This window comes from Streptomyces sp. YS415 (assembly GCF_023544665.1).
Taxonomy (GTDB): domain Bacteria; phylum Actinomycetota; class Actinomycetes; order Streptomycetales; family Streptomycetaceae; genus Streptomyces.
In genome coordinates, this window is record NZ_JAMJFL010000013.1 from 231,385 (window position 1) to 249,605 (window position 18,221).

17 protein-coding genes and 1 pseudogene are annotated in these 18,221 nt (G+C 69.4%); 8 read left to right on the forward strand and 10 right to left on the reverse strand.

The features are described 5' to 3' along the window. Nucleotides 1-176: 176 nt before the first annotated feature. Nucleotides 177-842, forward strand: a complete 666-nt coding sequence (locus M8H82_RS19220) for a transcriptional regulator (protein WP_250075697.1) — start codon at nucleotides 177-179, stop codon at nucleotides 840-842. Continuing rightward, the gene (locus M8H82_RS19225; protein ID WP_250075699.1) at nucleotides 839-2,176 is read left to right on the forward strand and encodes an MFS transporter; all 1,338 of its coding nucleotides are present in this window, start codon (nucleotides 839-841) and stop codon (nucleotides 2,174-2,176) included. The genes M8H82_RS19220 and M8H82_RS19225 overlap by 4 nt, the downstream gene beginning before the upstream one ends. A 2-nt stretch (nucleotides 2,177-2,178) precedes the next feature. Here M8H82_RS19225 and M8H82_RS19230 read toward each other — a convergent pair whose 3' ends face one another. Then, entirely contained in the window at nucleotides 2,179-2,736 is a 558-nt protein-coding gene (locus M8H82_RS19230) for a GNAT family N-acetyltransferase (protein ID WP_250075700.1), read from the reverse strand. Between the two features lie 279 nt (nucleotides 2,737-3,015). On the opposite strand from M8H82_RS19230, the gene M8H82_RS19235 reads away from it, so the two are divergent. Then, the gene (locus tag M8H82_RS19235) at nucleotides 3,016-3,516 is read left to right on the forward strand and encodes an NUDIX domain-containing protein (protein WP_250075702.1); all 501 of its coding nucleotides are present in this window, start codon (nucleotides 3,016-3,018) and stop codon (nucleotides 3,514-3,516) included. A gap of 174 nt (nucleotides 3,517-3,690) precedes the next feature. Continuing rightward, entirely contained in the window at nucleotides 3,691-4,314 is a 624-nt protein-coding gene (locus M8H82_RS19240; RefSeq protein ID WP_250075704.1) for a TetR/AcrR family transcriptional regulator, read from the forward strand. Between the two features lie 43 nt (nucleotides 4,315-4,357). Here M8H82_RS19240 and M8H82_RS19245 read toward each other — a convergent pair whose 3' ends face one another. The 4 genes from M8H82_RS19245 to M8H82_RS19260 form a co-directional block, all read right to left on the reverse strand. Next, the gene (locus M8H82_RS19245) at nucleotides 4,358-6,106 is read right to left on the reverse strand and encodes a glycoside hydrolase family 3 protein (RefSeq protein ID WP_250075706.1); all 1,749 of its coding nucleotides are present in this window, start codon (nucleotides 6,104-6,106) and stop codon (nucleotides 4,358-4,360) included. After that, nucleotides 6,103-8,427: a glycoside hydrolase family 78 protein gene (locus M8H82_RS19250; protein WP_250075708.1), complete on the reverse strand. Its 2,325-nt coding sequence runs from the start codon at nucleotides 8,425-8,427 to the stop codon at nucleotides 6,103-6,105. The genes M8H82_RS19245 and M8H82_RS19250 overlap by 4 nt, the downstream gene beginning before the upstream one ends. Nucleotides 8,428-8,491: 64 nt before the next feature. Continuing rightward, nucleotides 8,492-9,967 carry an MFS transporter gene (locus M8H82_RS19255; RefSeq protein ID WP_250075712.1) on the reverse strand — a complete coding sequence of 492 codons (1,476 nt, stop codon included), beginning with the start codon at nucleotides 9,965-9,967 and terminating at the stop codon, nucleotides 8,492-8,494. A gap of 369 nt (nucleotides 9,968-10,336) precedes the next feature. Next, nucleotides 10,337-11,200 (reverse strand): NAD(P)-dependent oxidoreductase, encoded by an 864-nt coding sequence (locus M8H82_RS19260; RefSeq protein ID WP_250075714.1) that lies wholly within the window; start codon nucleotides 11,198-11,200, stop codon nucleotides 10,337-10,339. A gap of 71 nt (nucleotides 11,201-11,271) precedes the next feature. Between M8H82_RS19260 and M8H82_RS19265 the strand changes: the two genes are divergently transcribed. Further along, nucleotides 11,272-11,634, forward strand: coding sequence for a MerR family transcriptional regulator (locus tag M8H82_RS19265; RefSeq protein WP_250075716.1), 363 nt, complete (start codon nucleotides 11,272-11,274; stop codon nucleotides 11,632-11,634). 56 nt (nucleotides 11,635-11,690) lie between these two features. On the opposite strand, the gene M8H82_RS19270 is transcribed toward M8H82_RS19265, so the two are convergent. The 4 genes from M8H82_RS19270 to M8H82_RS19285 form a co-directional block, all read right to left on the reverse strand. Further along, nucleotides 11,691-12,662 carry a CU044_5270 family protein gene (locus M8H82_RS19270; RefSeq protein ID WP_250075718.1) on the reverse strand — a complete coding sequence of 324 codons (972 nt, stop codon included), beginning with the start codon at nucleotides 12,660-12,662 and terminating at the stop codon, nucleotides 11,691-11,693. Beyond that, nucleotides 12,655-13,272 (reverse strand): RNA polymerase sigma factor, encoded by a 618-nt coding sequence (locus M8H82_RS19275; RefSeq protein ID WP_250075719.1) that lies wholly within the window; start codon nucleotides 13,270-13,272, stop codon nucleotides 12,655-12,657. The genes M8H82_RS19270 and M8H82_RS19275 overlap by 8 nt, the downstream gene beginning before the upstream one ends. Nucleotides 13,273-13,692: 420 nt before the next feature. Continuing rightward, entirely contained in the window at nucleotides 13,693-14,184 is a 492-nt protein-coding gene (locus M8H82_RS19280; protein WP_250075721.1) for a GNAT family N-acetyltransferase, read from the reverse strand. Nucleotides 14,185-14,313: 129 nt separating this feature from the next. Then, on the reverse strand, nucleotides 14,314-14,715 hold the full coding sequence (locus tag M8H82_RS19285) for a type II toxin-antitoxin system PemK/MazF family toxin (protein ID WP_250075724.1): 402 nt from the start codon (nucleotides 14,713-14,715) through the stop codon (nucleotides 14,314-14,316). A 318-nt stretch (nucleotides 14,716-15,033) separates the two neighbouring features. On the opposite strand from M8H82_RS19285, the pseudogene M8H82_RS19290 reads away from it, so the two are divergent. Both M8H82_RS19290 and M8H82_RS19295 read left to right on the forward strand, forming a co-directional pair. After that, nucleotides 15,034-15,518 (forward strand): annotated as a pseudogene (locus M8H82_RS19290) (ISAs1 family transposase); the annotation flags it as partial. A 30-nt stretch (nucleotides 15,519-15,548) separates the two neighbouring features. Continuing rightward, nucleotides 15,549-16,301, forward strand: coding sequence for a VWA domain-containing protein (locus tag M8H82_RS19295; RefSeq protein WP_250075749.1), 753 nt, complete (start codon nucleotides 15,549-15,551; stop codon nucleotides 16,299-16,301). Between the two features lie 154 nt (nucleotides 16,302-16,455). Here the strand turns inward: M8H82_RS19295 and M8H82_RS19300 are convergent, their stop codons facing one another. Further along, entirely contained in the window at nucleotides 16,456-17,103 is a 648-nt protein-coding gene (locus M8H82_RS19300) for a LysE family translocator (RefSeq protein WP_250075726.1), read from the reverse strand. A 198-nt stretch (nucleotides 17,104-17,301) separates the two neighbouring features. Here M8H82_RS19300 and M8H82_RS19305 point away from each other — a divergent pair, with 198 nt between their 5' ends. Then, nucleotides 17,302-17,877, forward strand: a complete 576-nt coding sequence (locus M8H82_RS19305; RefSeq protein ID WP_250075727.1) for a CGNR zinc finger domain-containing protein — start codon at nucleotides 17,302-17,304, stop codon at nucleotides 17,875-17,877. Nucleotides 17,878-18,221 lie beyond the last annotated feature (344 nt).

Genomic DNA, 18,221 nt, shown 5'->3' on the forward strand with positions numbered 1-18,221 from the left:
TGAGGTCGTCTGACCGTAGCCGTCAGCTCAAGGCCTTGGGCCGCTGCGCGGATTGGCGGGTGGGGACGCCCTCATTGTCATTACCGATCCACCGCGACCCCCCGGACCGCAACCGCGAAGACTTCTTCGCGAAGGAATCTTTGCGAAGAAGTCTTCGCGGTCTAGTGTGGGGTGGTATGACTGACCCCCATGTGAGGCCGGGCGGCCCGGACGGTGAAGAGGACGCGGTTGTTCTGGATGCCAAAGGGCTGCGTGCCCTGGCGCATCCGGTGCGCGTGCAGTTGGTCGGACTGCTGCGGAAGTACGGCCCCTCGACCGCCACCCGCCTCGCAGAGCGGCTGGGCGTGAACTCCGGTACGGCCAGCTACCACCTGCGACAGCTCGGCGCGGCCGGTTTCGTCGAGGAGGACACCGAACGCGGCAACGCGCGGGAGCGCTGGTGGCGCTCGGTGCACCGGACGACCTGGTTCAACGATCCGGAACTGGCCGAGCGGGAGCCTCAGGCCGCACTGGCCTACCTGCAGTCCGTCGCATCCATCTACAACCTGCGCATTCAGCAGACCCTGAACGGGCTTCAGACCATGCCCTCCGCATGGCGGAACACCTTCGACATGAGTGACTGGGCCCTGCGCCTCACGCCCGAGGAAGCAGCCGCCCTGGACCGGGAGTTGCGGGACGTCATCGCGCGTTACCGGCGAGACACACCGGAGACCGCGGCCAGTGCCCCCGAGGGCGCCGAACGCATCGCCGTGATCACGCAGATGCTGCCCGAACTGGACGCGCCTGCCCCGTCGTCGCTCCCCCTTGACCCTCAGGAGGAGGAAGGAGGCTCGACGTCATGACCGGCGAAGCCTGGGAGGCCGACGGCATACCCGCCAAGAGGTCCTTACGGCCGCTGGGCGGCGTACTGGCGGCCATGGCCGTGTCATTGACCGGCACCCGGATCTCCATCGTGGCGCTGCCCTGGTTCGTCCTCGTCACCACCGGCAGCCCCACCCAGACCGGACTGGTCGCCTTCTGCGAGATGACTCCCTACGTGGTGGTCAAGGCGTTCACCGGACCGCTGGTGGACCGGATCGGGCCGCGGGTCGTTTCCTGGACCACCGATCTCGCCAGCGCGACCGCCGCCGCCGCGGTTCCCCTGCTGCACGCCCTGGACCTGCTCTCCTTTCCCCTTCTGCTGATTCTGGTCGCGCTGATCGGTGCGGCCCGGGGGCCCGGCGACCTGGCCAAGGAGGTGATGGTCCCGGAGGCAGCCGAGCGCGGCATGGTGCCACTGGAGCGGGCCACCGGTCTGGCCGGCGTGACCGAGCGGCTCGCCGCCACCGTCGGCCTGGCGATCGGCGGATCCCTGGTGGCGCTGCTTGGTCCGCTCACAGGGCTCGCCGTCAACGCGGGCTGCTTCGCACTCGGATCTGTGATCATCAAACTCGCGCTGCCCCGCGGCATGGGACGCGCCGTCGAGGAAGCCCCCTCACCGGCGCAAGGAACGGGCCCGGGTTACTGGCGCCGGTTCGGCGAGGGCTTCGCCTTCCTGCGCGGCGAACCGCTGCTGCTCACCGTCATCGTGATGGTCGCCATCACCAACCTGCTGGACGCGGCGTTCGCCTCGGTGCTCGTACCCGTCTGGGCCAGGGAGTCCGGCAACGGGCCGGCCGCGATCGGCCTGACGGGCAGTGTGATGGGGGCAGCGGCGGTCGGCGGGAGCCTGATCGCCGCAGTGGTCGCGCACCGGCTGCGGCGCCGGTTGGTGCTTCTCACCGGGTTCCTGATGGCCGGGGCACCGAGGTTCCTGGTCCTCGCCTTCGACGCCCCCTTGTGGGCGGTCCTGGCCGTCTTCGCGTTCAGCGGGTTCGGGGCCGGCTTCCTCAACCCGGTGCTGGGAGCCGTCCTCGTCGAGCGCGTACCGCGCCGGATGCTGGGCCGGGTCAACGCACTCGGTGACTCGCTGGCCTGGGCAGGCATCCCTCTCGGCGGGCTGCTCGCGGGGGCGGCGGTGACCGCCCTCGGACTCGTGCCGGTGCTGCTCGCCTGCGGTGTCCTCTACTTCCTCACCACAAACCTGGCTGGACTACGGCCGGAATGGCGCGAGATAGACCGTACGCGCGGGCGGGGCGTGCAGAAGCCGCACTCCACCGAAGCCGCCGCACCGGACAGCGCACACGCCGCCACCTGAACCTACCGGAGGGAGGGTGTACGGCATCGGTCTTCGGCTGCACCGCGCATGCCGAGCCACTGCTCGGCGTCCCAGGCTTGGAACCGCTCCACCTCGGTGAACCCCAGCCTTGCCGCGAGGCGCATGGAGCGGACGTTGGCGCTCTGGGTGGTGAGCACCACCGGTTCACCGGGAAGGACACCGTCGAACCAATCAAGTGCCGCCGCGCATGCCTCGGTGGCATACCCGAACCCCCACGCCCGCGGCAGGAACAGGTAGCCGAGATCGGCCTTCCCCGCAGCAGGCGGGCGGCGATGTGCCGTTGCCCTCCTGAGCAGGATCTGGCCGATCATCGCTCCGCCGAGATCGACGACGAAGCTCCCCGGCCACTGCTCGGGCACCTCAGGCGTCTCGCACTCGAGTTCGTCGCGGCGGCGCGGGCCGCCGAGGTAGGTGTGCACCCCCGGCGAGGCGAGCAACTCGATGAACGCTGAACGGTCTTGGGCCTTGGGCTCTCGGAGCACGAGCCGTTCAGTCCTGATCGGGGCAGGTGGCCAGGCGACAGGTCCGAGGAAGGTCACGCCGACCAACCAACCAGCAGGCTCGGCAACTGGCAAGGCAAGCCGCCCCGGCTCTCATGGGGCGATGTCAGTGGCGTGTGGTGCGATGGCCAGTCTCTGCTGCCGTGACCTGCTGGGAGTCCGCCTTGATGCCCGTGTACTCGTCACGGCGCCGTCCGCGCGGCGGGAGTTTCTGCAGGATTCCCTGAAGGCTTCGGACTCCTCGACGATGTGCTCTGAGGTGCCGTGAAGAGAGGTGCAGGGCTTGGCCGTTCGGCCGACCATGTGCAATCTGATCGGGTGGATATTGCCGAGGACGGTGTCGAGTGGTCGGTCGTCAGCGACGGTCATGAGTGGCGGGCGGGCTGGTACCCGCCGCCGGATCCTCCGCCCGGCACCTGGCACGGGTCGGCCGGGGTCTGCCTCGTCCAGGACCACATTGTCCTGGTCACCGGTGACGGCTCGCGGTGGGGTCTGCCCGGCGGGCGGCCCGAGCCGGGTGAGGACTGGTACGCCACACTGCGACGTGAGGTCGAGGAGGAGGCCTGTGCCACGGTGGTCGACGCGCGTCTGCTCGGCTACAGCCGCGGCGCGTGCCTCCAAGGACCGGAGGCGGGTGTGGTGCTGGTCCGCTCGCACTGGCTCGCGCAGGTGAGACTCGATCCGTGGGAGCCGAGGTTCGAGATGACCGCGCGCCAACTGGTGCCCGCGAATGAGGTGCTGGCGCGCATGTGGATCGCGGACGGGTTCGCGCCGCTCTATCACCGGATGTTCGCGGAGGCCGCATTGGCGACCGGATAGCGCAGACCTCTTGCCTGTGATCGGCGTCGTCCGGACAGCGGGCGAGGAGGGACCCACGTAGTCCCGGTCGCACCCCAGCACCACGTGTAACAGTGAGCCGCGATCTCAGCGGTGACTGCCTCCCGTAGCCGGGGCTGATCGTGAGTGGGACACGCGGCCCATTACGGTGGTGCCATGGGGACACCTAGAGGGCCGCGTGGCTCATACGCGGCGGGGCAGGCGAGGCGACCGCAGATCCTGGAAGCGGCCATGCGCCGGTTCGGGCAGGACGGCTACCACAACACCTCGCTCGCCCGGGTCGCGCGGGACGCCGGCCTCACTGACGCGGGGCTGTTGCACCACTTCGGGGGCAAGCAGCAGTTGCTTCAGGCGGTCGTCGAGTACTGGCACCACCAGATGGACGAGCGGTGGCTGCGGGTGACCGGCTCCGTGCGGGACGCGTTCCGGTGCCATGTCGAGGACATGGAGGAGGCGCTGCGCATGCCGGGCATCGTCGAGCTGTCCGTGGTGCTCGCCGCGGAGGCCACCGCGGAGGGCCACCCCGCTCACGACTTCTTCTCCGAGTGGCAGGAGAAGGGGGTCAGGGAGCTCACCGACCGGCTGCGCGCGGCGAGCGAGGCCGGTGAGCTCAAGCCCGATCTCGACCACGAGGCGATCGCGCGGGAGTGCGCGGCCGTGGACGCCGGGTTGCGGTTGCAGTGGCTGGCCAGCGGCCGTTCCTTCGACGTCGCCGGGGTCGCGCGTTCGCATCTGGACCGCCTGTTGCGGACGATCTCGGCCGACGGCAAGGGGCTGTGAGGGGGCCGGGTCCGAACCGGCCCGGTCCGAACCGCGCCCCGGTTCAGTCCCGCGGGGCGTAGCGCAGGCCGTGGCCGAAGGCGAACAGCGGGTCGCGGCTTTCCTGCGGCACGTCCGGCCGCCCGGCCCTGACCTCGGCCATCGACCGCGGCAGCTGGAACGGCAGCCGTCCCCGGGGCTCGGCCCGGCCGAACAGTACGTCCAGCAGTGCCTGGTCGCCCGCACCGAACGCGGCGAGCAGTGCCGCGCAGCGGTCGGCGATCTCCGGGATGACGGCCGGCCGCTCCAGGTGGACGGCGACCACGGTGGGCACCGTGTCCAGCAGTGTGAGGATCTCCTTGAGCCGGTCCTCGTCGAAGTCGAGCCGCCCCGCGTGGAAGAAGGACTCGAACAGACCGGGGCGCGGCTCGTACGGGGTGGCCAGACGCAGCACCGCGAGGTCGGCGTCGGCGGGGTCGGTGACGAGCGAGGCGTACTCGGCGGCGACGGCGCGGTCGACGCCTTCGACGTACAGGCGCGGGGTCCCGGTCAGCGGCAGCACGGCGTCGCTGTTCTTGAGCAGGGTGAGGCCGAGGCGCTGGGCTGCCTGGCCGGCGGCGCGGAAGTCGGTGCGGCCGACGACGGCCTCGGCCGCGTCCACGTCGACGTAGCGCCGCTGGTCGAACAGGCCGAGGCGGAACTTCTCGGCGAGCAGCCGGGCGGCTGAGGCGTCCAGGCGGGACTCCTCCAGCTGTCCGTGCCGGACGAGGTCGGCGACCAGTTCGGAGCAGGACTCGCCGCCGATCTGGTCGGCGCCGGCGTGGAAGATGCGCAGGATGCGTTCGGCCGGGGTCAGGTCCTCCACGCCCCAGGCGCGGGCCAGGTGGGGTTCTCCCATGACGAGCTGGTCGGTGACCAGGCCCCAGTCGGTGCAGACGATGCCGTCGAAGCCGAGCTTGTCGCGCAGCAGGCCGGTGATGATGTCCTTGTTGAAGCCGAAGCCGACCTCCTCGTGGTCGGTGCCGACGGGCTTGCCGTAGTACGGCATCATCTGGGTCGCCCCGGCGGCGATGGCCGCTTCGAACGGCTTGAGGTGGTAGTCGAAGAAGCCGCCCGGGTAGACCTGCTCCTTGCCGTAGGGGAAGTGCGGGTCCTCGCCGTCCTTCTGCGGGCCGCCGCCCGGGAAGTGCTTGACCATCGCGGCGACGCTGTCGGGGCCGAGGGCGCCGCCCGGTCCGCGCAGGCCCTCGATGTACGCGGCGACCAGGTGGGACGTCAGGTCGGCGTCCTCGCCGAACGTGCCCGAGATGCGGGCCCAGCGCGGCTCGGTGGCCAGGTCGATCTGCGGGTGCAGCGCGACGCGCAGGCCCACGGCCAGGTACTCGCGGCGCACGGTGTCCGCGTACCGGCGCACCAGCTCGGCGTCGCCGACGGCCGCGAGTCCCAGCGTCTCGGGCCACTGGGAGAACGGTCCGGCCATCATCGCGGTGCCGGGGTTGTCGGTGAAGGCGTGCCGCGGGTCGGTGGACAGGGTGACCGGGATGCCCAGCCGGGTGTTGGCTGCGTGTTCCTGAAGCCGGTTGTGGAAGGCGGCCATCTCGCGCGGGGAGGCGGCGCCCAGGACGTTGAAGTGCGTCATCCCGCTCTCGGAGAGCATCTGCTCGGCGGTGCGCCCGGCGGGTGCGGCCTGCGGGGCGGGGCCGATCGCATGGTGGAAGACGAGCCCGGCCTTCTCCTGCACGGTCATGCGGGGCAGCAGGTCCGCGACGCGCTCGGGCACGCTGCGGGCGGGGCCCTGGTAGGGGTGGGTCACTGCTGCTCCTCGGCGGCCGTGGGGATGGGGTACGGGATGTGGAAGCTGTGGCGGCCCGGTCCGGCCTCGACGGGCTCGGCGCCCGGCAGGCGGACCTCGGCGGTGGTGCCGGGCGGCACGAGAAGGTCGGCGTGCAGGGAGGGCCCGGAGATCCGCCAGGAGACCTCGGCGCGGCCGTACGGCGTTTCGTGCGCGGCCTTTGCCCAGGTCAGGCCGCCGCCGGGGCGGGGCTTGACCAGCAGGCGGCGGTAGCCGGGCGTGGCCGGGGCGAGACCGGCGACCGTGCGGTGCAGGAAGTCCGCGACCGCGCCCAGCGCGTAGTGGTTGAAGGAGGTCATCTCACCAGGGTTGATCTGCCCGTCGGGCAGCATGCTGTCCCAGCGTTCCCAGACGGTGGTGGCGCCCATCTCCACCTGGTAGAGCCAGGACGGGCAGGACCGCTCCAGCAGCAGCCGGTACGCCGTGTCCAGGTGCCCGGTGGCGGTGAGCGCGTCGCACACCAGCGGGGTGCCGAGGAAGCCGGTGCCGATGCGGTGGCCGCGGGCGGCGACCAGGGCGGCGAGCCGGTCACCGGCGGCGGCCCGCTCGGCCGGCTCCCGCAGCAGGTCGAAGCTCAGGGCCAGCGCGTACGCGGTCTGCGTCTCCTCGGTCAGCCGGCCGCCGCCGGCGTGGAAGCGGTCGCGGAAGGCGTCGCGCACCGCGTCGGCGAGGGTGTCGTAGCGCACCGCGTCGTCGAGGTCGCCGAGGACTTCGGCGCTGCGGGCGAGCAGGCGGGCGGAGCGGGCGAAGTAGGCGGTGGCGACGAGGCTGGAGGAGGTGACGGCCCGGCCGGGGTCCTCGGGAGGGGCCGTGGGGTCCAGCCAGTCGCCGAACTGGAAGCCCTCGCCCCAGATCCGGTCCGGCCCGGCGATCTCCTCGACGGCGTCGACCCACGCCCGCATCGAGGGGTACTGGACGCGCAGCACGTCGGTGTCGGCGTACCGCTCGTACAGCACCCAGGGCACGATGACGGCGGCGTCGCACCAGCCGGCCATCGGCGGGTTGCCGGGCGGCAGCGGGACGTCGGCGATGACCGGGATGTCGGGGGTGAACACCGGTGGAATGCCGTGCTCGTCCTCGCCCTGGTCGGCGGCCAGGTCGCGCAGCCAGGACCGCAGAAAGGCGCGCACGTCGTACAGGAACGCGGCCGTGGGGGCGAAGACCTGCACGTCGCCGGTCCAGCCGAGGCGCTCGTCGCGCTGCGGGCAGTCGGTGGGTACGTCGAGGAAGTTGCCGCGCATGCCCCACACGACGTTGTCGTGCAGCCGCTGCAGGGCGGGGTCGGAGCAGGAGAACCAGCCGGCGCGGCGCAGGTCGCTGTGGAGGACGACCGCCGTGATGTCGTCGGGCGTCACCGTGCCGGGCCAGCCGTCGACCTCGGCGTAGCGGAAGCCGTGGAAGGTGAAGCGCGGCTCCCACTCCTCGGCTTCCGCGTCGCCGCGCAGGGTGTACCGGTCGGTGGCGACGGCGGTGCGCAGCGGCCGCACGCACAGCTCGCCATCCGGATCGAGGACTTCGGCATGGCGCAGGGTGATCGTGCGGCCGGCCTCGCCGCGCACCCGGAGGCGCAGGCGCCCAACGAGGTTCTGTCCGAAGTCCAGCAGGGTGCGGCCGCCGGGCAGCGCGGTGACCGCGACGGGCCGGACGGTCTCGATCCGGCGGACGGGCGGGCTGTCGGCGGGGAAGAGGACGGCGGTGTCGAAGTCCAGTACGCGCACCGGGTGCCAGGCACGGTCGTCGAAACCGGGCTCGCTCCACCCGGTGGGTTCGCGGCGCGCGTCGTGGTGCTCGCCCTCGTACAGGCCGGCGGAGAGCACCGGGCCGTGGCAGGCGCGCCAGTCGGGGCCGGTGGTGACGGTCTCGGCCGTGCCGTCGGCGTACTCCACGCGCAGTTCGGCGAGGAGGCCGGTGTCCGGGCCGTAGATGTCGCGGGTACCGCCGTTGAAGCCGAGCCGGCCCCGGTACCAGCCGTCCGCGAGGTGGGCGCCCCAGGCGTTGGCGCCGGTGCGCAGCAGCCCGGTCACGTCGAAGGAGTGGAAGCGGTGGCGGTGGCGGTAGCTGGTCCAGCCCGGTGCCAGGACGTGGTCGCCCACCACGCTGCCGTTGAGGTGCAGTTCGTAGACGCCCAGCGCGGTGACCGTCAGCCGGGCCGCTCGCACGCCCGGCCGTACGGCGAACTCGCCGCGCAGGAGGGCGGCCGGGCGGGCCGCCGTGTCGCCGGACGGAACGTCCTTTGGCGGGCGAGGGCTGATGACCTGGGCGGTCCAAGGGTGGTGCGACATGGATGCCTTTCTCAGGGCCCGGCGCACGCGGGGCGTGGCCGGGCCGGACCAGGACGGGGGTGCGTCAGGCTGCGGAGGGTGCCTCTTCGGCCTCCTCCTCTGGTTCGCGCAGCGGGGGGATGAGCAGGCCGACGGCGAGGGCCACCGCGCTGAACAGGGCGCCGACCCAGAAGGCCCAGGTGTAGCCGCTGTCGCCGTAGAACGCGGTGCCATCGAGGACCGTGCTGTCGGCGGCGAGGGCGGCGAACATCGCGGCGCCGAACATCGCGCCGAAGACGTGGGTGAGCATGGTGAGCATGCCGCTGCCCAGGCCCTGCTCGTCCGGGGAGACGGCACCGACGACCAGTACCGGCGCGGCGGCGACGACCAGGCCGCTGCCCAGGCTGGCCACGCACATCGTCCACGTCAGCTGGACCGCGCCGTCGTGGTGGAGGCCGGCCAGCAGGTAGCCGAGGCCCATGATGGCGACACCGGCCCACCAGATGAGGCGGGTGTCGACCCCGCGCAGGAAGCGGCTGGCGACCAGGCCGGTGACGAACAGCAGCAGATTCCAGGTGACGCCGACCGTGGCGCTGTGCTGGGCGGTCCAGCCGAAGCCGGCCGAGACGCCGGGGATGTGCGGATACAGCGCCAGCAGGATGGCGACGACGGGGGCGGTGTAGGCGGCCGCCTGCGCGAGGGCGCCGGAGACGACGGTCGTCGCTACCGCGCGGCGGCGCAGGACCCCCAGGTCCAGGATGGGGTGGCTGCTCGCCCGTTCCACGAGGAGGAAGCCGGCCAGGGCGGCCGCGCCGGCGGCGAGCCAGGCCAGCGTCTTGACGCTGCCCCAGCCCCAGGACTGCCCCTGTCCCACGGCGTAGACGAGGATGGCCAGGCCGCTGCCGAGGACGATGCCACCGAGCCAGTCGAAGCCGGAGTCGAAGGCGTGCTTGGGGGTCTCGGGCACGAGCGTCGCCACGAGGACGAAGGAGACGGTGGTGGCGCCGGCCAGGAACCACAGGGCGCCCTTGTAGCCCCAGTCGTCGATCAGCCAGCCGGCGAGGAAGGGCGAGCCGAGAGCGACCAGGCCGAGGCTGCTGCCCAGGATGCCGCTGGCGGACTTGACCAGCCGGCCGGGAAAGATGTCGCGCACCGCGGGAAAGGCGAGCGCCGGGAACGGGCCGTAGCAGGCGGCCAGACCGCGGCCGACCAGCACCATTTCGAAGCTGCCCGCGGTGGCGGCGATGACGTCTCCCACGATGCCGAGGGCAATCATGCCGAGCATGATCCGCTTCTTGCCGTACAGGTCGCCCAGCTTGATGACGAACGGGCTCAGCAGGGCGGAGACCAGCGTCACGATGAGGGAGAACCAGGCCACCTGCGTCGTGTGGAAACTCTGTGCCACGTCCGCGGTGGCGTTGGAGCCGAGGATGCCCACCGTCACCAGCAGCTGCGTGGGCCAGATCAGGGCGATCAGTACGCCCACAAGTCGTGGCGTCCACTTCTGGCCATGCCGGGCGGGTGCTGCATCGAGCGAGGGGCTCGCTGACGTCGATGTCACGAGTCCGCTCCTTTCAGGAATGAGCCGGGCGCAGGTGGGGGTGCGGGCAGCGCCGTCAAGGGAAGGGCCAGGTGGCCGCAACACGACGGAAACGTTTCAGCCGTGCGCTCGATGATGAATCCCAACACTTAGTGAGCACTAGGCTTTGGCGCTGTGACTCACGTCACTCGGTGAGCATGGAGGGTGACGCGTGTAAACCTGCGGGTGCGGCGGTCCGCCAGGCTCGGCCGCTGGTAGTGGTTCGTCGGCGAACACGCCGCTAAGTGCCATGCAGCCCGGACGCCCAGTCACCGCTCTGGTCCGTACGAGCTGCATGGCACTCAAGCGCTTGCGGCTGCGCGGTGAGCGAGCCGGCCGCCACCGCACGACTCAGGGCGTGCGGAACTGCTCCACCAGCGCCACGTATCCGCTGGCGCCGTGACCGGCGGACGCCGCTCGCTCGGCCAGCGCCTTGACGAGCCTCGGCAGCTCGGCGTTGACGCCGAGCGACTCACTCTCCTGGATCACGTGGGCCATGGCCGCCAGATGGGTGTCGATGGTGCCGTCGTCGGCCGGGTAGACGCCGCTGTCGGCCTGCCGCGCATAGCCCGGAAGCCAGCCGGCCACCGTGTCGATCGCCGTCTGCGCGATGGGGAGATACGCCGTGGCGGACACACCGTTCGTGCCGAGTAGCGCGGCGCCGTTGAGGAATCCGTCGAGCATGCCCCACATGAGGACGAGCGTGGCCATCTCGTGCGTGGCCGACAGTCCGGGGTCATCGCCGAGGTAGAGGCACGTTCCCAGACTGCCCAGCGTGGACTCATGGGCGTCGTACAGCGGTCGCGGCCCGCTGTACGCGAGCACGGCGTCGGCCGTGCCGACGGCCTCCGGGACAGCCATGATCCCGCCGTCGAGATAGCCGCCGCCGCGACGCGCCACCTCCTGGGCGAGTGCTCTGGCACGCGAGGGCGTGCCCGACGTCAGGTTCACCACAACCCGACCGTCGAGCGGTCCGTGGAGGACGTCCGCCACAGCGTCGTAGTCCGACACGCAGACCACCACGAGCGGGGCGGACGCAATCGCAGCCCCCGGGGACTCGGCGAGCGCCGCGCCGCGAGCCACGAGGTCGTCGGCCTTGGACGTCGTGCGGTTCCACACGGTCGTCGGGTGTCCCGCGCGCAGGAACGCCCCGGCGAGGGCGCCGCCCATCAGCCCGAGGCCCAGAACCGTGACGGGTGTACCTGTGTGCATCATGCGCTCCTTCGATGATCGGTGGCACAATCGTCAACGTTCACACCGGTATGAAGGTCAAGGGGGGAACGCGCATGCTGATCGGGGAGCTGAGCCGACGGACCGGAGTGAACTCGCACCAACTGCGGTACTACGAGGCCCAGGGCCTGCTGGTGCCCGACCGCGGCGACAACGGCTATCGCGAGTACGGCGACGACGCCGTGCTGACCGTGGCCCAGATCAGGAAACTGCTCGACGCCGGGCTGTCGACCCAGGAGATCGGGTACCTCCAACCCTGCGTCACCGGCGCGGCCCCCGATCTGAAGCCCTGCCCGGAGACACTGGACCTGCTCCGGGCACGCATCGCCGGACTGGACGAGCAGATCGACACGCTCGTCCAGTCCCGCCGGACACTGCGGGAGTACCTGGCGGCCACGGAGCGGCGAATGGCTGCCTAGTACTCCCTTTGCCGCCCGACCGCAGAGACAGCGAGCCGCAACAGGCCTACTAAGGACTAAGGGCGCTGCCTCAAGCGGTCGACTATCGCCCAGTCCACCACGTGCGACAGCTGGATGTACGTCTTCTTCCCCGACCGCGAGGTGCGCTCATCGCGGAAGCCCAGGAACTCATAGGAGTCCCGGTCGAAGATGAGGTACTTGCCCTTCTCCGACGGGCCCGCCGGGTAGGAGATCCCCACCCCGGTACGCCCGGCAGAGTCCTTCACCCCCGGGGTGGCCTTCACTCCGGGCACCAAGGCCAGCGCCGCATAAGCGGCGGGACGCAGCCCCTCGGGCAGCACCGGCCACTTCAAGAGCTCGCCGAGCATGAAGTAAGCGTCGTACCACTCCCACGCGGTGAATTCGTCGAGCGGCTTGTCGGACATACCGCCGTCGATGATGCCCCGGATGAGCTGCTCGGGGTCAGTGGGCAGCTTCTTCAGCGCGCTCCACTCCCTGGGCGGCCACACGTTCTCCTTCTCCCCCATGGGGTCCTCCCAGATCACTCGGCCGAGCTCCATGGTCAAGGACCGCTGGGAGCCGTCGACCGAGTCCCAGTTCACGTCCACATACGTCTTGACCGCGCCGGTTTTCTGCTCCGTCTCCTTGATGACGCGCTTCGAGTAGATGAACTGGTCGTTGCGCGGCGCCACGGGCCCTTCATGCCTGCTCGCCAGCGCTGCCGCCCCGTTCAGCACCGTCACGGCGCCGGCGTTGCGCATCCGCGGGGCGTTCGTGCCCGTATCGGCGCGGCCGCCCTCGTCGGCGCCGTCCGGGGCGATCAGGATCGCCGTGCCCGTGACCGCCACGGTGACCACCGCGGCTGCCGCGAGGCGCAGCACGTGGCGGCGGCTGGGTGCGGTGTCAGGGCGCCGCTCGGTACGCGTCATCGTGTTGAGCAGTCGGTGGCGGGCCTGCGCCCGGGTCGTTTCGGTGAGCGGGGCCGCGTCCGCGTCCCAGTCCCGCAGGAGTTCGAGTTCGTCACTCATGGCCGGATGCCTCTCGCAGTGTGGTGGGATCGGATCCGCCCAACGCTTCGCGTAGCTTGCTGCGGGCCCGGTGCAGCCGTGATCTGACCGTGCCGATGGGCACACCGAGGGCCTGGGCCACCTCCTCGTAGCCGAGACCGCCCCACGCCACCAACAGCAGCACGTCCCGGTGCCGCGCGGGCAATGCGGCAAGTGCCGCCGCGAGTTCGCGGCGTACGGCCTCTGCTCCGACCCGGGCCGCGGCCCGGTCGGCCAGCGGCTCCTCGTGGTCGGCGGGCGCCGGGATGCGGGACAGCGCCTTGAACCGGCGGGCCTCGGCCCGCCGGTGCCGGCCGACCAGGTTGGTCGCTATCCCGAACAGCCAGGGCCGGGCATCGTCGCCCGCTGCCCGCTCGGGGTCGTACCGGTGCCGCTGCTGGAAGGCAGTGGTGAAGGTCTCCGCCATGAGGTCGTCGGCCGACTCGCCGCCGAGCCTGCGGGCCAGATAACGGTGTACAGCATCCGCGTGCCGGTCGAAGAGCACGGCGAATGCCTCGGGCTCATCCCGGGACCGCGCAATGACCAAGGCATCGCTCTCCGCCCCCGTGCGGACGCCTGGCTCGACGGTCATCGAGGCTCCTATCATCTTGGGGAATGCTTCGAAGTTTTGGGCTTTCACCTGTCTTTCGCCGCTCGCCCCGATCCAGTTCCCTCACGTCCTCCGGCCCTTGGGCCCTGGCCGCCACGACCGCGCCGGAAATCCCCTCCGCACACGACCAGGCTCTCGCCCTGCGAGGAACGTAGTCGTCGACGGCCCTCCCCCGGCACGGGAGCCGCGTCGACCCAAGTCCCGGCGGCGGCCCACCGGGACCGCGAGCAGCTATAGCGGCGGCAGGGACGCGGGCGCGCACGCCCCACCGGGTCGAGTGCGTGCCCGTGTACGTGGCGGGGAGGGCGGAGGTAAGGGCGCCGAGCGGCTGGGCGCCCCAGGAGACGAATGGGACCTGGCCATGGCACGGGAGAGGAGCCGGCCCATCAGCAAGATCACGGCCTATCTCTGCACTACCAAGTCTCGCTGGTACCAGGGGCCTGACTTATCACCGAGGTCGGCCGGGTCAACCAGGACGAACCCGGCCTTGACCAGCACTCTTTGAGACGCAACATTCTCGCGGGAGGTGCCTGCCCGCAGAGTGCGCAGCCCGTGCCTCGCCACCGCCAGCCGACACAACTCCCGAACGGTCGCGGTCGCCACGCCGCCACCGGCGACGTGCTGCGCAACCCGGTAACCGAGCTCGGCGGTGCCGTTTTCGAGGTCGTACAGGTTGAAGCGGCCCAGAACCGCGCCCTCCTCGGCAACAAGCACGTAGAAGGCACAGATGCCGGCCTCCTGCTCAGCCAACAGGGCGCTGTACCGGTCGGTGAACTCGTCGAAGAAGTCGTCACCGCGGTCGGGCACCGAGGCGGCGAAGTAGCTGCGGTTCGCACGCTCGAAGGCCAGGACTGCCGGGGCATGGCCGGCATGCAGCTGCTTCAACTTGGGCACCGCTCGACCCCAATACTTCAGTCGTAGTTCGTGATCTCAATCGTGAGGGGCGCCGAGGAGGCAGCTGGAGGCGTCGATCATCTGGACGAGACCGACCACGCCGTCACGGGCGTCCGTTTCCTTCTCCGCCTACCCGAGTCCACCGAGACGGAGGGCGTTCCGTATTTCGCTGAGCTTCGCGGTCGTCGCCGGGATCCACTCGTTTGCCTGCTCACCGAGACGGAGGGCGTTCTCGACTTCGCTGAGTTTCGCGGAGGACAGGGCGCCCGCCCGCTCGATCAGGTCGTCCCGGGACACGGTGGTCAGCCACGTGCAAGGGGTAAAGCCCGGACGCGGCAACGCGATCCGAAGCACGCCTTCAAAGGGCAGTCCTTCCACGGCGCCTACTGCCACTTCGACGCCGAGACCGGTGATGTCGACACCCGCCCGAGCGACGACCTGCATCACCCGGATCCCGGACGCGTCGTCTCCCGACAGCAGCACGACCGGCCGCCGCTCGTCGAACTCCGCCCAGACTTCGCCTCGTTGCACATGTCCTCCTGACACAGGACGGCGGACGGACGCTGCGCGACCCCGACGCGTCGCTGGAGACGGGTGCGGCCACCCGTTGATCATCGATGTGTGACGACAAACGATCACGCGGTGGTTACAGGTCACAGCGTAGAGCCTGCCCGCTGGCAGGAGGCGTTCGAGGGCCTGATGAGCCGGATAGCGGGACGGTTCATACAGGTCGAACCCCGTTTCCGGGTACGGAAGTTGATCGGACTGCTGTCGGACCTGCCGCGCATGAAATGAATCGCCCAGGTCGCCGACGACGCGGTCTACGGCGGCAACCCCAGGCTGCGAACCGCGCACGCCCAGAAGGACCATGCCCGCTACCTCGTCGAGCAACGCGACGCCCACTACCTGCTGTTGGTGAAGAACAACCAGCCCACGCTCGCGGACCAGTTGAGGACGCTGCCATGGAGGGAGATTCCCGTCCTGGACCGCTCCCGCACCCGCGGACACGGCCGCGAAGAGGTCCGCGAGGTCAAGGTCGTCACCGTCGACGGGCTGCCGTTTCCCCACGCCCGTCAGGTCGTGCGCATCCACCGCAAGCGCCGCCGCATCGGCGCCAGGAAATGGCAGACCGAGACGGTCTACGCCGTCACCGACCTGGCCGCCCACCAGGCCGACGCAGCCGAGATCGCGGCCTGGGCACGCGGCCACTGGATCATCGAGAACACCGTCCACTGGACCAAGGACGTCACGTTCGCCGAAGACGCCAGCCAGGCCGCCGCCACCACGCCCCCGCCGTCATGGCCACCCTGCGCGACCTGGCACGCGCCACTCTCCCCGGAGCCCTGGGGCCATACCCTCCGGATATGACATCTGGTGAAGTGCACCTGCTGAAAGACGGGATGAACCTGCGTAAAGGCCGAATTACTGCATCCGCGGCTGCACGCTTCAGCGGTGTGCGGCGGAACTCAATCAGGGTGGTTCTGGCCCTCCCGGGGGCGCATCGTCATCCGTTCGAGGCCGGGACCGTGGCCGATATGGTGCGAAGAGCCGCCGTGCTGGGCGAGGTCATGTCGCCCACGTCGGATGTGGGCACGTGGATCTACACGTCACAGGCGCACCGTCTGCCGAGTCTTCGACTGTCGGATGCCGAACGGTGGATCGCGGACTGGGGGGTACTGCCACGAGCGCCCCTGCTCTCCCGGGATGCCGCACCGGTAAACCTGCTCACCCAGCACGCGGAGCGCTATGCACTCTTCGATGCGGAGGACCCGGGCGAGGCGGTCAAGGAGATTGCGCTGAACCTTCCCGAGGGCGACACCCCGACCCTCGTCCTGTTCTTCTTCTGGGGCCTCCACTCGGAAGGCCCGGCCTTGGCCGATCAACTCGACGCGGCGTCCGGCCACAATGTGTTCTGGCAGTTCCTCGGTGACCCCGGTCTCAGCTCAACTGTGCTCGACGATCTCGATGCTCTGCGGGCCGAGGCTCCACACATCAGGAACGTGAGCCTCTACCGAGGATGGGATTCGATCGAGGAGACTCCCGAGTATCTCTTCTATCGCGGTGTGCTGAAGCCGTTCGCCCATTGGCGAAAGGAGCGTGCCACAGGGGAGAGTTGAGTGGATGTCGAGCAGGACCCCGGTGGCGCGGGCCAGGTCGCGCAGCGCGCTCGGGGCGCCAACTCTCGTCCTACATAGTCAAACCGGGCGAACGTGACTCTCCCCGGGGCCCTGCTACGCCCCCTGGTCCCGCTGGGTCACCCTCGCTGGCGTACTAACCGGATGGTGCGTTCAGATCACCCAGGAGAATCTCAACAGTGATCGCCACCGCGAGCACAACATAAACGGTGCATGCAACATAATTCAGTACAGCCGTCGTTTTTGTCGAACGGGTGAGTCGCGCATGAAAGAATCCCGACAACACTCCAATAGCCCCGTAAAGAAGTACCTCCATCAGGACGTTGATTGCACCGAGCACGGCCATCTGAACTTCTGGATTCTCTGCATCACCTATGAACTGCGGGAGAACCGCGAGGTAGAAGAGAATTATTTTGGGATTCGTGAGGCTGACCAACACTCCTCGCAGATACCACCTGCCTGTCGCGATATCACCGTGTCCATTGATCGCACGACGCGCATTCCGCAGCGTCACGTACGCCAACCACAGCAGATATGCGGCACCCAGCATCCGCACCGCATCAAGCACCGAAGGATGCGATCGCGCAATCTCGCCCATCCCGGCAACGACAGCAGCGGCATAGACACACATACCTGTCCCTATGCCGAGGATGGCCCTCACCGCGGACGCGCGACCACCTTCAAGGCCCACCGCAACCATGTAAGCCATGTCAGGACCGGGCGGAGCGAGAAAGAGCAGAATCACCGCAATATAGGTCGGCAGTACCGCTAAATCCACCATCATGAACAACCTCCGGCTTGGACGAGGCATGCCTGGAGCCCTCCGACGCCGGCAGCGATCGTTCGTCGCCGGGTCACCCCATTTGGCGGCCGGACACCTGCCGCTGCTCAGGATCGCCTGGGAACCCCGAGTCCATGCAGAACCGCCTTGGACGGTTCTAACACGTTTGCGTCGCATGAAGCAACCGGCTAAGGTGGTTCCGTGGCTACTGTTTATTTCCCAGAATTCCGCCTGGGTAAAGTACTGGCGACCAGCTTCACGGGAACTCTTTCGGAGCGTTGCGGTGAACCACTGGAGCGAATTCCTGTGCCCTCTCGGCTCATGGACTGGTTGGCGGTCAATGGACTGACGGTTGCCTCCTGTACCCAGCCCCAGCTCGAACGGGCTCGAGAGCTCCGGGAAGCAATTCATACAGCTGCCACCGCCGTGGCAAACCAAAACCCGCTTCCCTCTTCAGCCGTCCAAGTCATCAATGACTGCAGTGCCCAGGGGCTGGCCTCGGCGATCCTTACGGCAGAGGGTGCCCGAGAATGGCAGTTGAAGTCTGCTTCCCTGGAAGATGCACTCAGCGTGATCGCGGCCGATGCGATCAGCCTCCTCGCAGGAGAGCGAGAGGGAAAGATCTCCTTGTGTGCATCGCCAACGTGCCAAGCCGCTTTCTTGGACACAAGCCGCGGCGGCACACGGAAATGGTGCGACATGAACACGTGCGGAAATCGCGAGAAAAAGGCACGCTTCCTCGCCAACAAGCGCAACGGCTCAAGCCTTGCCGATTGAGGCTTTCCAACTGCGGCCAGCTAAAACAATGGGCACTCGAGTCCGCGCTTACAGGCATCCCGGATCGCCGTCGACGATGAACCGGGTCAGGGACTGCTCCAGCAGCTCCAAAAACTGCCGCAGGTCATCGGCCACCTTGTCGAGCTCCGGTGTCCTGAGTTGTCGTTCGTGATGAGGCAGCCGGCGAGAGTGACGATCGCGGGCACGACGCGGTGGGGGCGGCCGCGATCCGTACCCGCAGGTTCGCCATTCGATCGTTCATACTCGACACCCCGGCCGAGGCAGAGGCGCGGGTGGTCCCCGTTCCCTCAGACAGCGGCCGTCGAGTCGGCGGCGCGGCGGTA

What these genes read in the sequence shown, in the direction of transcription:
- M8H82_RS19275 (WP_250075719.1), bottom strand. Translation starts at nt 13,272, where the DNA reads ATGACCGTCGAGCCAGGCGTCCGCACGGGGGCGGAGAGCGATGCCTTG.
- M8H82_RS19225 (WP_250075699.1), top strand. Translation starts at nt 839, where the DNA reads ATGACCGGCGAAGCCTGGGAGGCCGACGGCATACCCGCCAAGAGGTCC.
- M8H82_RS19220 (WP_250075697.1), top strand. Translation starts at nt 177, where the DNA reads ATGACTGACCCCCATGTGAGGCCGGGCGGCCCGGACGGTGAAGAGGAC.
- M8H82_RS19260 (WP_250075714.1), bottom strand. Translation starts at nt 11,200, where the DNA reads ATGATGCACACAGGTACACCCGTCACGGTTCTGGGCCTCGGGCTGATG.
- M8H82_RS19265 (WP_250075716.1), top strand. Translation starts at nt 11,272, where the DNA reads ATGCTGATCGGGGAGCTGAGCCGACGGACCGGAGTGAACTCGCACCAA.
- M8H82_RS19270 (WP_250075718.1), bottom strand. Translation starts at nt 12,662, where the DNA reads ATGAGTGACGAACTCGAACTCCTGCGGGACTGGGACGCGGACGCGGCC.
- M8H82_RS19300 (WP_250075726.1), bottom strand. Translation starts at nt 17,103, where the DNA reads ATGATGGTGGATTTAGCGGTACTGCCGACCTATATTGCGGTGATTCTG.
- M8H82_RS19295 (WP_250075749.1), top strand. Translation starts at nt 15,549, where the DNA reads ATGACATCTGGTGAAGTGCACCTGCTGAAAGACGGGATGAACCTGCGT.
- M8H82_RS19250 (WP_250075708.1), bottom strand. Translation starts at nt 8,427, where the DNA reads ATGTCGCACCACCCTTGGACCGCCCAGGTCATCAGCCCTCGCCCGCCA.
- M8H82_RS19240 (WP_250075704.1), top strand. Translation starts at nt 3,691, where the DNA reads ATGGGGACACCTAGAGGGCCGCGTGGCTCATACGCGGCGGGGCAGGCG.